General features: G+C 40.3%; 11 protein-coding genes. All 11 read left to right on the top strand.

The genetic code is table 11. The features are described from left to right. The first annotated feature begins 22 nt into the window (after nt 1–22). On the top strand, nt 23–1,306 hold the full coding sequence (locus tag CVU62_03175) for a lipoprotein-releasing system transmembrane subunit LolC (GenBank protein ID PKN39457.1): 1,284 nt from the start codon (nt 23–25) through the stop codon (nt 1,304–1,306). A 23-nt stretch (nt 1,307–1,329) separates the two neighbouring features. Beyond that, nucleotides 1,330–2,001: a lipoprotein-releasing system ATP-binding protein LolD gene (locus CVU62_03170; GenBank protein ID PKN39212.1), complete on the top strand. Its 672-nt coding sequence runs from the start codon at nt 1,330–1,332 to the stop codon at nt 1,999–2,001. Beyond that, nucleotides 1,976–4,636: an outer membrane protein assembly factor BamA gene (gene bamA, locus CVU62_03165; protein PKN39211.1), complete on the top strand. Its 2,661-nt coding sequence runs from the start codon at nt 1,976–1,978 to the stop codon at nt 4,634–4,636. The genes CVU62_03170 and bamA overlap by 26 nt, the downstream gene beginning before the upstream one ends. A gap of 88 nt (nt 4,637–4,724) precedes the next feature. Beyond that, a complete protein-coding gene (locus CVU62_03160) occupies nt 4,725–5,243 on the top strand; it encodes a hypothetical protein (protein PKN39210.1) in 519 nt (172 codons plus the stop codon). 18 nt (nt 5,244–5,261) lie between these two features. Next, a complete protein-coding gene (lpxD, locus tag CVU62_03155; GenBank protein ID PKN39209.1) occupies nt 5,262–6,284 on the top strand; it encodes a UDP-3-O-(3-hydroxymyristoyl)glucosamine N-acyltransferase in 1,023 nt (340 codons plus the stop codon). Between the two features lie 24 nt (nt 6,285–6,308). Continuing rightward, entirely contained in the window at nt 6,309–7,082 is a 774-nt protein-coding gene (locus CVU62_03150; protein ID PKN39208.1) for an acyl-[acyl-carrier-protein]--UDP-N-acetylglucosamine O-acyltransferase, read from the top strand. 9 nt (nt 7,083–7,091) lie between these two features. Continuing rightward, nucleotides 7,092–8,048, top strand: a complete 957-nt coding sequence (locus tag CVU62_03145; protein ID PKN39207.1) for a UDP-N-acetyl-D-glucosamine dehydrogenase — start codon at nt 7,092–7,094, stop codon at nt 8,046–8,048. Next, nucleotides 8,045–9,139 carry a hypothetical protein gene (locus CVU62_03140; protein PKN39206.1) on the top strand — a complete coding sequence of 365 codons (1,095 nt, stop codon included), beginning with the start codon at nt 8,045–8,047 and terminating at the stop codon, nt 9,137–9,139. The genes CVU62_03145 and CVU62_03140 overlap by 4 nt, the downstream gene beginning before the upstream one ends. A 22-nt stretch (nt 9,140–9,161) precedes the next feature. Next, entirely contained in the window at nt 9,162–10,310 is a 1,149-nt protein-coding gene (locus CVU62_03135; GenBank protein ID PKN39456.1) for a lipid-A-disaccharide synthase, read from the top strand. Nucleotides 10,311–10,318: 8 nt separating this feature from the next. Next, nucleotides 10,319–12,082, top strand: a complete 1,764-nt coding sequence (gene msbA / locus CVU62_03130) for a lipid A export permease/ATP-binding protein MsbA (protein PKN39205.1) — start codon at nt 10,319–10,321, stop codon at nt 12,080–12,082. Next, nucleotides 12,033–13,157, top strand: a complete 1,125-nt coding sequence (lpxK, locus tag CVU62_03125; GenBank protein PKN39204.1) for a tetraacyldisaccharide 4'-kinase — start codon at nt 12,033–12,035, stop codon at nt 13,155–13,157. The genes msbA and lpxK overlap by 50 nt, the downstream gene beginning before the upstream one ends.

The raw sequence follows: 13,157 nt of genomic DNA, 5'->3' as shown, positions 1-13,157 counted from the left end.
GAATACAGGATATAATATTTTGATACCTTATGAACTTTTTATAAGTAGGCGTTATTTAAGCGCCAAGCGCAAACAAATATTTGTTTCGATTATTACATTTATATCGATCTTTGGTATTTTTTTAGGTGTAGCGGCCTTGATTATTGTGTTGGCTGTTATGAATGGATTTGAAGAAGACTTGCGTACAAAGATACTGGGAATTAAATCTCACATTGAATTAACAACCGATATGACCGGTCCCATGAAAGATTATCAAAACGTTCAGGAACGGATTGCTAATGTAGAAGGAGTTGTTGCTTCGACTCCGTTTATTTACAGCCAGGCGATGATCCGTAATGGTAATGGTGTTACCGGTGTGGTTATCCGTGCTTTGGATACCCAAAGTGCTTTTAAAGTGATCAATCTTGGAAAAATAAAAGAAGGTAATATTGAGTATCTCAATAAAATCCCGCAAGAGATTTCCCCGAACTACAAAAACGAAAATGTGCCTCTTGAAGGAATTATAATAGGCAAAGAAATGGCCCGCAATATGGGGATTTTTCTTTATGATCCTATAACCATTATTTCGCCGGTAAGTATTGCCACTCCGATGGGTATGGTGCCGCGCATGAAAAAATTTATTGTTGTTGGTATTTTTGAATCCGGATTCTATGAATACGATTCCACGCTGGCCTATTTATCTTTAAAAAGCTGTCAGGATTTTTTGCAAATGGGCGATACTGTTACGGGAATTGATATTAAAGTCAACGATATTTACAAGGCCGATAGTATTGCAAAGAATGTTCAAAGTAAATTGGGTTTTCCCTTTTGGGCGCAAAACTGGATGCAGATGAATAAGAACTTTTTTTCCGCTTTAAAACTGGAGAAACGCGTTATGTTCATTATTCTGAGCCTGATAGTTCTCGTTGCCGCTTTTAATATAATCAGTGCGTTGATAATGATTGTTATGGAAAAAAGTAAAGATATCGCCATTTTGAAATCAATGGGGGCAACTTCCCGCAGCATTATGAAAATATTTATTTATCAGGGTCTGATTATTGGTGTTATCGGTACGACTCTGGGATGTATTGCCGGAGTAGCCATAGCCTTAAATATCCAAAAAGTGTCACTTTTTGTGGAGAAAATTTTCCACTTCAAAATTTTACCCGGCGATGTTTATTACTTAAGTGAGCTTCCATCTAAGGTTAATTATGGCGACGTTGCTATAATTGTTGCCGGTACGCTGCTCATTTGTTTCTTGTCAACAATTTATCCTTCTTTAAGAGCTTCGAAATCAGATCCGGCTGAAGCATTAAGGTACGAATAAAATTAAGATATCGAATATAAAATATGATTATTCTGGAAAATTTGTCAAAAACATTTATTAAAGACGGCAATAGAATTGAAGTCTTACGCGGTCTTAATTTGGAAATTAAAAAAGGTGACTCCCTGGCGATTCTTGGTGCTTCCGGTGCCGGCAAAAGTACACTAATTCATATTCTGGGCATATTGGATCATCCTACAGAAGGTTGCCTTTCCATTAACGGCATAAATGTTTTTGAATGGGTAGAGAAGAAAAAGGCTCATTTTCGCAATTCGACAATTGGGTTTGTTTTTCAATTTAATAATTTACTTCCGGAATTCAATGCCTTGGAAAACGCCATGATGCCGGCTTTAATCAGCGGAATGTCCAGGAAACAAGCATCAGAAAAAGCTTGCAAATTGCTCGGTGAAGTTGGATTAGAACATAGAATAAAACACAAACCTGGAGAATTGTCCGGCGGTGAACAACAGCGCGTGGCTATCGCCCGTGCATTAGTAATGGAGCCGGAAATATTGCTTGTTGATGAACCTACAGGAAATCTTGACACGGAAACAGGAAAAAAGATAGAAGACATTTTGGTTAATTTAAATACAACAAAAAAAATTACACTTGTCGCTGTAACTCATAACAATTTGCTGGCAGAAAGGATGTCCAACAGGATTTTCCTTCGTGATGGGAGAATTTATGACTATAAATAAAATTGTTTTTCAAAAATGTTTGATTTATTTGCTTTTAATTCTTTTCTTTGTTCCTTCGGTTTATTCTGAGGAATTAAAGAAAGTCAGCGTACTGCCTTTTGAAGTTTACAGCAGTGGCAATAGCGCGGCGATCAAAGAATCGTTATATAAAAGTTTGAACGAAGAATTGAAAAAAGAAAAACTTATTCAGATAATTCCGGCAGACGCCTTTCTTCAGAGCACTGCCAAAATTGATGAAAAACAAGCAATTAAATATGGGAAATCTGCTGGCGCTGATTTTGTGATTATCGGCAGTTTGACCCAACTAGGTGAAACTTTAAATATTGATGCCAAAATAGTTGATGTAAATATGGCTAATATTTTGTCTACAACTTCCGCTCAAGGCAAAGGATTAACCAATCTTGATATGATCGTTGCGCAATTAAAAACCGAAATTCTTGTTCGCATGGGACTGGTTCAAAAAATAGCCAGAATTGAAATTCAAGGTAACCGGAAAATCGACGCTTCCGCGATCATTGCACAAATCAAAAGTAAAGCCGGCAGTAATTTTTCCGAAGCGGATGTGGCCTCTGACATAAAAACAATTTTCAAAACCGGTTTTTTTCTGGACGTGACCGCTGAGTCGACTTCAACATCAGAAGGAAAAGTAATTACTTTTGTTGTGCTGGAGAAAGGATTGATTTCAGAAATTAGGATTAACGGAAATAAAGCCTTGAGTAAGGATGATATTCAGGAAGTTCTGACGATTAAGACCAGACAGAATTTGAATCAGGAAAAGATTAAAGAGGATATAGAAAAAATAAAAACTCTTTACGATAGTAAAGGTTATTACAATGCCGAAATAAAAGACACAGTAGAACGGGATGGAGAGAAAGACTTCCGTGTAATTTTAGATATTAAAGAAAACGACAGGCTATACGTCAAAACGATAACTTTTGAAGGTAACGAAGCCTACTCTTCCAAAGAGCTCAAAAACATGATGAGTACCTCAGAGGCCGGCCTTTTTCGCTTCATCACTGATTCCGGTCTGCTAAAACGCGATCAACTTAAACAAGACATCGGCAAATTGACGACTTATTATTTCAATAATGGATTTATCAATGCTCAGATCGGCGAGCCGGAAATAACTATCGATAAAAAAGGAATTTACATAAAAATTAAAGTTAAAGAAGGCAAAAGGTTTAAAATCGACAAAGTGCAAATTTCCGGTGATTTACTGGAAAAGTCCAGAGAAGAATTATTGCGGTCTCTTAAAATAAAGAAAGGCGATAATTATAACCGCGAAGCAATCATGAGAGATATCGATTTTCTAACCCAGGCCTGTAATGATGAGGGTTATGCCAACGCCGATATTAATCCAAAAATTAATACCAGAGAAAATGAGCAATTAGCGGATGTGGACTTTCAGATAATTAAAGGTGACCTGGTTTATATTAATCATATCAACATTGCCGGAAACAGCATTACGCGTGACAAAGTTATCCGGCGTCAGCTGGATGTCGTTGAAGGTGATTTGTATTCCAGCAGTAAATTAAGAAGTAGTTACAGTAATCTAAACCGGTTGCGTTATTTTGAAGAAGTGGATTTTCAAACAGAAAAGGGTCCTGATAAAAAGAAAATGGACGTCAATATCCGGGTCAAGGAAAAAGGTACCGGTATGTTCATGGTCGGTGCCGGTTATAGCGCCGCTGACCAGGCCGTTGTGATGGCGCAGATTACCCAACAAAATTTTCTAGGCTATGGCCAGATTTTAAGTTTAAAAGCGTCTTTAGGTTCCACTACCAATAATATTGATTTATCTTTCACAGAGCCATGGCTTTTTGATATACCTCTTTGGTGTAAAGCCGATATCTGGAAATATAAAAAAGAATATGATTCTTATACGCTCGATACACGAGGCGCTGGACTTACTTTGGGGTATCCTCTTTTCGGGAAGATTGTTGGTTACTTGGGTTATAAACTTACCGCCGATAATATTGATGATGTTTTGCCTACAGCTCCCTATCAAATTATAGCTCAAGCAGGTCAAACAATTACCAGTGCTGTGACATTATCTCTAGTTCGCGACACAACTAATGATTATATCTTTCCCTCTAAAGGGACAAAGACCAGTATTTCGGTCACGCAGGCAGGAGGAATATTGAAGGGCGACACCAGCTATACACAATATGGAGCAAGCACGGGTTTTTACTATTCGCTGCCCTTGGATGTTGTTTTTGGAGTAAAGGGCCGGGTCGGATATATTCAGGGTCATGATGGGATAGAGATTCCCATTTTCAATAAATATGTTTTAGGTGGTATTAATTCTTTGCGCGGTTTCCGCTACGTCGGCCCGGGGCCTGATGCGGGAACAAGTAATGTAATTGGCGGTAATACGATGTTAGTATTTAACGCCGAGATAGTCTTTCCTTTTATTAAAGATGCGGGCATGAAAGGAGTTATTTTTTACGATGCCGGTAACTCCTGGAATGACAAGTATGATGTTGGAGATTTACGCCAATCCGTGGGCTTAGGTCTTCGCTGGTATTCACCGATCGGTCCTTTAAGACTTGAATATGGTCGCATAATTGACCGCAGAGGACTAAATGATGATTCCGACGGACGTTGGGAATTTACAATTGGTATGCCTATGTAAAAAGTAAAAAGTGAAAGGTGAAAGGTAAAAAGTAAAGAAAGAAAATTAAAATTGTTTGGTATAAATAAATTAAGAGAGGAGATTTTAAATGAAAAAGAATATTTACCTGGTGGCGGGAATTATTTTTGTGTTTTTTGTCTGTAGTACCAGTTCTTTTGCTGTTGATAAAATTGGATTTATTAACCTGCAGGAAATAATGCAAAATTCCAATGCCGGCAAAAAGGCTGCAGATGATTTTAAAAAATATTATGATAAAGAAACGCAGGAAATCAAAACAGCTGAAAAAGAATTGAAGAAAATGAAAGAGGAACTGGATAAACAGGGTTCAATCATGACGCAAAGTTCTCAGAAAGAAAAAGAATCTGCTTATCAAAAGAAATTGCGTGATTATCAATTGCTGGTCAATGATACGAATGAAGAACTTAAAAAGCGTGACCAGGAAATGACTCAAAAACTGATGCCGGGAATAATGAAAATTGTTCGCACTATCGCTGAAAAAGAAAAATATACACTGGTTATTGACGTGGCGACTCTACCGATACCCTATTTTGCGAAGGAAAACGACTTTAGCAAAAAGGTTATTGACGAATTCAATAAAGCTAAATAACGGGATAATCTTCATTCAATGAAAATGACGCTTGCAGAGATAGCAGTGTTTCTTGGCGGCACTGTCGTTGGAGCGGATAATACGGTTATAGAAAATATCCGTTCCATTGAAGAAGCAAATGAAGGTGATATTACCTTTATAGCCAACAAGAAGTATTTGAAAAAGTTGAAGCTGACTAAAGCGTCGGCTGTTCTTGTTCCGCCGCAGACAGCTGCGGATGGCAAGAATTTGATTGTTGTCGCCGACCCTTATGTAGCTTTGGGGAAATTATTAACTATTTTTTATCCATTAGAGCATGGTGGCAACGGTGTAAGCCCGGACGCTTATATTGAAGAAGGTGCTATTGTCTCTCCTGAAGCAGTGGTCTTTCCCCGGGTTTTTATCGGTAAAGGAGCAACGATCGCTAAAGGAGCTGTTCTTTATCCCGGTGTTTTTATCGGTCGGAATTCTTTCATTGGTGAAGATTCGATAATATATTCCAATGTTGTTATTTATCACTCTTGCATCATTGGCAAAAGAGTAATCTTGCACTCCGGAGTTGTGATTGGTGCCGATGGATTTGGTTTTGCATCCCCGGGCAAAAGCAATATCAAGATTCCGCAGATAGGTTTTGTGCAAATTGATGATGATGTAGAAATCGGTGCCAACACCACTGTTGATCGTGCCACGCTTGGAAAAACATGGATTCAGCGCAATGTTAAAATTGATAACCTTGTTCAAATTGCCCATAATGTTGTTATTGGTGAAAATTCCGTCATTACCGCTCAGGTCGGCATTTCCGGAAGCACTAAGCTGGGTAAAGGTGTAATGGTTGGTGGACAGACTGGCATGGTCGGACATATTGATATCGGCGATAATGTGATGATTGCGGCTGGTGCAAAAATTCATAAAGATATCAAATCCGGAGAAATTGTCGGTGGAGCGCCGCAAATGCCTTATAAACAATGGCTGCAGGTCGAGGCATGCCGGGCAAAACTTCCCGAAATGAGAGCAACACTTAAGGATCTTGTAAAAAAAGTTGATGAACTAATGAAAAAATAGTTTTTCTGAAAGAAGGTAAAATAAATGAAAATTCATTCTACAGCTATTATTTCTCCTGACGCGCACCTGGAAGAAGGAGTAGAAATAGGTCCTTATGCAGTAATTGGTTCCGATGTTAAGATTGGAAAAAACTCGATCATAGGTCCTCATGCGGTGATAGAAGATTTTACTCATATTGGTGAGAACTGTCATATTTTTCAATTTTGTTCAATAGGCGCGTCTCCTCAGGACTTGAAGTTTGGTGGAGAAAAAACCCGCGTGGTTATTGGTAATTTCAATACCATCAGGGAATTTGTGACAATTCACCGCGCAACAACAGCGGACATCGGCGTTACAATCATTGGCGATCACAATCTTATTATGGCTTATTGCCATGTTGCTCATAATTGCAAGCTGGGCGACAGGATTGTTATGGCTAACGCGGCAACATTGGCAGGGCATATTCATGTGGAAGATTATGCAATTATTGGTGGTTTAACTGGCATTCACCAGTTTTCCCGTGTCGGCGAACACTGCATGATAGGAGGATGTTCCGCCGTTACTAAAGACGTTCCTCCTTATACCATTGCTCAGGGAAATCACGCCAAACTTTTTGGTTTGAATTCGATCGGTTTAAAAAGAAGAAATTTTTCCGAAAAAACTATTAAAGCTATCAGCAATGCTTATCGCATTATCTTTCGTTCCCATCTGCTGCTGGCAGACGCGATAAAAAAGGCGGAAACTGAAGTGGAAGATATTCCGGAAGTAAATCATTTTATAAAGTTCATCAAAGAATCAACAAGAGGCGTTTGCCGCTAAATCAAGAATATGAAAAAAAAGAAAATAAAAGTCGGTGTTGTCGGAATCGGCCATTTAGGCAATTATCATCTGCAGAAATACCGGAAGTTGGAAAATTGTGAAATTACGGCTGTGGCTGATATGTCTGCAGATCGCGCTCAGAAGGCGGCTGAGCTTTATCAATGCTCCGCGTTTGCCGATTATCGAGATATGATCGGCAAAGTTGACGCCGTGAGCATCGCAGTTCCTACAAGTGATCATTACAGTGTTGCCAGGGATTTTCTGGCGGCGGGCGTGGATGTTCTGATAGAAAAACCTATTTGCACAACATTGGAAGAAGCCGATGAATTAATTGAACTGGCGCAGAAAAAAAAACTTATTCTGCAAGTTGGCTTTGTCGAAAGATTCAATCCCGCAATCATGGCTTTGGAAAAGGTCATCAAAAAACCTCTCTTCATTGAATCACACAGGTTACACCCTTTCTTCGAGCGTGGCATAGATGTTGATGTCATTTTGGATTTGATGATTCACGATCTCGACATTATGGTAAAATTTGTAAATTCTCCGGTCACCGGAGTGGAAGCGGTTGGTGTTGCTATTCTTTCCGATAAAATTGATATTGCCAACGCGCGGATTTCTTTTGCCAGCGGCTGTATTGCCAATGTTACGGCCAGCCGTATCAGCGGCAAAACGATGCAAAAGATACGTTTTTTCGGAATAGAAGGATATCATTCGGTGGATTGTCAAAAACGGGAAATTTTATCTTTAGGAAAAGGAGAAAATAATGAGGCAGGTCAACTTCAAATAATACAAAATAATATAGAAGTTGGCAGCCACGATCCTCTGGAAGAAGAAATTCGTTCCTTCGTTATCGCTGTGACTAATCGTTCCCAACCGCTTATTTCCGGTGAAGATGCGCGTAAGTCTCTGGTGTTGGCCATTGATATATTAAAAAAGATGAAAGTTGCCGAGGAACTATTAAAATGATTCCAATGGTGGATTTAAAAAGACAATATCATAATCTAAAAAAAGAAATTGATGCCGCGATCGGCGATGTTTTGGAAGAAACGCGTTTTATTCTCGGCCCCAATGTAAGCGCTTTGGAAGAAGAAGTTGCCGCCTATCATGATCTGCCTTATTCTATAGGAGTTGCCAACGGTACGGATGCTTTGCTTCTGGCTTTGCGGGCCTGCGGTGTGGAGGCCGGTGATGAGGTCATTACGACTCCTTTTACCTTTATTGCCACGGCGGAAGTAATAGCGCTTTTGAAAGCCAGACCTGTTTTTGTGGACATTTGTCCTGATACTTATAATCTGGATTGCAATCAGATTGCCGATAAAATTACCTCTAAAACAAAAGCAATTATTCCGGTACATTTGTTCGGTCATCCTGCTGACATGACGCCCATTATGGAAATAGCCCGGAAGCACAATCTCAAAGTGATTGAAGATTGCGCGCAGGCTTTCGGGGCTAAGTATAATGGTAGGAAAGTCGGCACCATCGGCGATGTCGGGTGTTTTAGTTTCTTTCCCAGTAAAAATTTAGCCGGTTACGGTGACGGCGGCATGGTCATTACGAAAAGCGAAGACATCGCCAGGCAAGTAAAAATGTTGCGCAACCATGGCAGTTCTAAGCGTTATTATCATCAGGAAATCGGTTACAATAGCCGTCTTGATGAGATTCAGGCCGCGATCATTCGTGTTAAGCTCAAAAAGATAGATCAGTTTAATGAGGCCCGCCGTCAAAATGCCGCAGCTTATTGTGATGCCATCAGCGTTAAAGATATAATCTTGCCGATGACAGCTTCGGGTTGTGAACACGTTTATCACCAATTTACTATTCGTGTAAAAAATCGTGATGTTTTAGCCAGCGCTCTTCAAAAAAAGGATATCTCTTCAGCTGTTTATTATCCCGTGCCTCTGCATCAACAGGACGTTTTTATAAAGTTGTATAATTTTTCAATAAAACTGCCGCAGAGCGAAAAATGTGCACAGGAAGTTCTTTCTCTGCCGATGTTTCCGGAATTGAACCATGAAGAAATCAGGTTTATTGCCGACGTGATTAATCATGCCGCTTGAAGAAAAGAAATCAAACCCATTAATGAATGCCATACAAAAGAAAAATAAAACGATCATGATCGTTGCCGGTGAAGCTTCCGGTGACATGCATGGCGCCAATCTCGTAAGAGAAATGCTAAAAGTAAATCCGGGATTAAATTTTTATGGAATCGGCGGGAAAAAATTGAAAGAAGAAGGGGTCCATCTTCTTGCTAATGCTTCGGATATGGCTGTTGTTGGTTTGACCGAGGTTATTTCCAAATTGGGAAACATTTTTAAAATAATGAGAATGATGAAAAAATCCTTGGATGAACGCCGGCCGGATCTTGTAATTTTGATTGATTATCCAGATTTCAATATCCCTTTAGCTAAGGCTGCTAAGAAAAGAGGGATAAAGGTTTTTTATTATATCAGTCCGCAGGTTTGGGCCTGGCGCAAGGGCCGGATCGGACAAATTAAAAAAACAGTTGATAAAATGGCAGTCATTCTGCCTTTTGAAGTTGACACATACGCTCAAGAAAATTTTAAGGTAAATTATGTCGGACACCCTTTACTGGACATGGTAAAGCTGAATTATTCAAAACAGGAATCGAGAAAGAAATTCGGTCTAGCCGAAAACAAAATTACGATCGGGATTTTGCCCGGTAGCCGGCCATCAGAAGTGGAAAAATTAATGCCGGAGTTGTTGCAAGCAGCCGAAATTTTAAAAAAGGAAATACCGGACATACAATTTGTTCTGCCGCTGGCCGATACGCTTGAGGAAGCAAGCCTAACCGAAATCGTTTCCGGATTTAATATAGAAGTAAAAGTGATTTCCGGTCATACATATGATGTCATTTCCTGTGCTGACTTAGCTTTAGTTGCTTCGGGAACAGCGACTCTGGAAACGGCTCTCTTGGGTGTTCCTATGATTATTGTTTATAAAATTTCTCTCCTTTCTTATGTTATCGGCAGATTGATTGTTGACGTAAAAAACATCGGTCTTGTCAATATTATTGCCGGAAAAACCATTGTTCCTGAACTGATTCAAAAAGATGCCAGCGGTGAGCGCATTGCCTTAGAGGCCCTGTCTATTCTAAAAAATGGAGAAAGAAAACAGGAAATAATAAAAGAACTGGAAGCAATACGCGGCAGACTGGGCGAGCCCGGCGCTGCAAGAAGAGCTGCGCAAATTGCCTGCGATATGATATAGGAACATATATGGAAACTTTTAAAAGATTGTTATTAATGGCCAGGCAATATTATGTGCGCTTTATTCTTGCCGTGATTTGCATGATCATTGCCGGAGGTTTGCAATCAGCTCTGCCGCTGATTGCCAAACCGGCCATTGATGAAATATTCGTTAATAAAGATATTGCCTCGCTGAAATGGATCCCCTTTGCGGTGGTTGCCATTTTCCTGTTTAAAGGATTGTGCAACTATGGCCAGGCCATTTTAATGAGTTCTATCGGCCTTCGTATCGTTACGAATTTGCGTAATCAACTCTACGAACAAATTCAAAAACAATCCCTGTCTTTTTTTGCCGACCATCCCACCGGATTGCTGATGTCCCGGATTACCAATGATGTTCAGTCCGTTCAAACCGCTTCAGCGGAGGCAATAACTGCATTAGTTAAAGACAGTTTCATGCTGATCGGTCTCGTCGGCGTGATCTTTTACACGGACTGGAAACTTGCACTTATCGCGATGGTCGTCTTTCCCCTGACCATCTATCCTATTGCCATGTTTGGCAGAAAGATGCGCAAGGTGACAACATCCACGCAAATCACCATGGGAACCTTGAATTCCCTTTTGCAGGAAACAATTTCCGGAACCAGGATTGTCAAGGCCTTCGGCATGGAGAAATACGAAAGCAAAAGATTCGCCGCGGAAAACGAGAAGCTGTTTAAATATAACATGAAGTCCGTTTCCGTAAATGCCATTTCCAGCCCGCTTATGGATTTTCTGGGCGGATTGGGGATTGCCGCTGTCATTTTTTACGGCGGATACAATGTCGTACATGGCAATTCCACACCCGGTACGTTCTTCTCTTTTATTGCCGCGCTGCTGATGCTTTACGAGCCAGTTAAACGGCTCACCAATATCAATAACACCATCAATCAGGGCATTGCCGGCGCCGACCGCATTTTTAGTGTCATCGACCGTGTGCCGGATATTGAAGATAAACCCGATGCCGTTATGCTGCCGCATGTTGAGCAAAGCATCGATATTGAAAATGTGACATTTTGTTATGACGAAAAGCCTGTGCTGAAAAATATCAACCTCTCGATCAAGGCTGGTGAAGTTGTCGCTTTTGTTGGAATGAGCGGTGGCGGCAAGACATCGCTGGTCAATCTGATACCAAGATTTTATGATGTCAGCAAAGGCCGTGTATTGATTGACGGCCATGATATAAGGGATGTCTCTCTGAAATCTTTGCGTGGCCAGATCGCCATAGTAACTCAGCAGACCATTCTTTTTAATGATACCGTTAGAAACAATATTGCGTACGGTGATATCCAAAGAACGGAAGAAGACATCATCAATGCCGCCAAAGCGGCAAATGCTCATGATTTTATCATGCGCCTGCCGAAAGGATACGAAAGCAATATCGGAGAATTGGGTACTAAACTGTCCGGCGGCGAGAAACAACGAATTTCTATTGCCCGCGCTCTTTTGAAAAACGCTCCCATTTTAATTCTCGATGAGGCTACTTCATCGCTGGATACGGAAGCGGAAATTGAAGTGCAGGATGCTCTGGATAATCTTATGAAAGGTCGCACCACTCTGGTCATCGCGCATCGGCTTTCCACCATCCGCAACGCTGACCGAATCATCGCCCTTGTCAACGGGAAGATCGTGGAAGAAGGCGATCACGAAACATTGATGAAGAAAAAAGGCGAATATTTCCGTCTGTATAATTTGCAGTTCAAAGATGAAGGAAGTGATGAAAGAAATGATCAATTGGCAAAAGATATGGGATGATGACGGAAATAAAAATGTTTACATCCCTGTCAAAGTAATTGCATCCATCCTGTCTTTTTTTTATCTAGGTGTTATCAATTTTCGCAATTGGCTTTATGATCACAAAATATTCAAAGAAATGAAGCTTCCCTGCCCGGTAATCAGTGTCGGCAATATAACCGTCGGTGGTACAGGCAAAACTCCTTGCGTAATCATGCTGGCTAGAATGCTTCAAAAAAATGGCTTTAAGCCGGCGGTTATCAGCCGCGGTTACGGCAGCAGAAGTATCAATCCTGTGAATATTATATCAGACGGTGATAAAATTTTGCTGGACAGCGAAACTGCCGGCGATGAACCCTATTTGATTGCTCAAGAATTAAAAAATGTTCCCGTAATTACCGGAGCAAAAAGAATCGCTACAGGAGAAACAGCCATCAATCAATTCGGAGTAAACGTACTTATCTGCGACGATGCAATGCAGCACCGGCAAATTTTCAGAGATATTAATCTGGTTTTATTAGACAACCGCAGTTTAAGCGGGAAAGATCATGTCCTTCCGCGGGGAAGATTACGGGAACCGATAAAGGAATTAGGCAGAGCCGATGCTATTATACTTACGCGTACCGATGAAGCTCAACAAACAGATAAAAAAATCGGGGAAATTATAAGAACTAAAAATGTCCCCGTTTTTAAAAGTATTCATAAGCCGAAGGATATTATAAGAGGAAATTACAATGCGCAGAAACCGGTTTCCGAACTCAAGGGGAAAAAAGTTTACGCTTTTTGCGGAATAGCCAATCCGGATTCGTTTAAGAAAATTCTGTTGGTTCTGGAAACAAAGATTTTGTCATTTGATATTTTCCCGGATCACTACCGCTATGACAAAAGCGAATTGGAAAAAATCAGAACGGGATTTATCAGTTGCCATGCCGATTATCTGGTGACCACACAAAAAGACGCCGTGCGCCTTAAGGATAATCCTGAATTTTTAAAAATGCTTAGCGTTTTACGCGTGGAAATGGAAATGATACCTTCCGCTCAGCTGTTTGAAAAATATATAATGGAACAAATAAAATTTTGTCAGGTTAAACAATAA

The sequence above is a fragment of the Deltaproteobacteria bacterium HGW-Deltaproteobacteria-2 genome, assembly GCA_002840505.1.
Classification (GTDB): domain Bacteria; phylum Desulfobacterota; class Syntrophia; order Syntrophales; family Smithellaceae; genus Smithella.
Note: the sequence above shows the minus strand (reverse complement) of the source record. Positions and strands in the feature narration are given on the sequence as shown.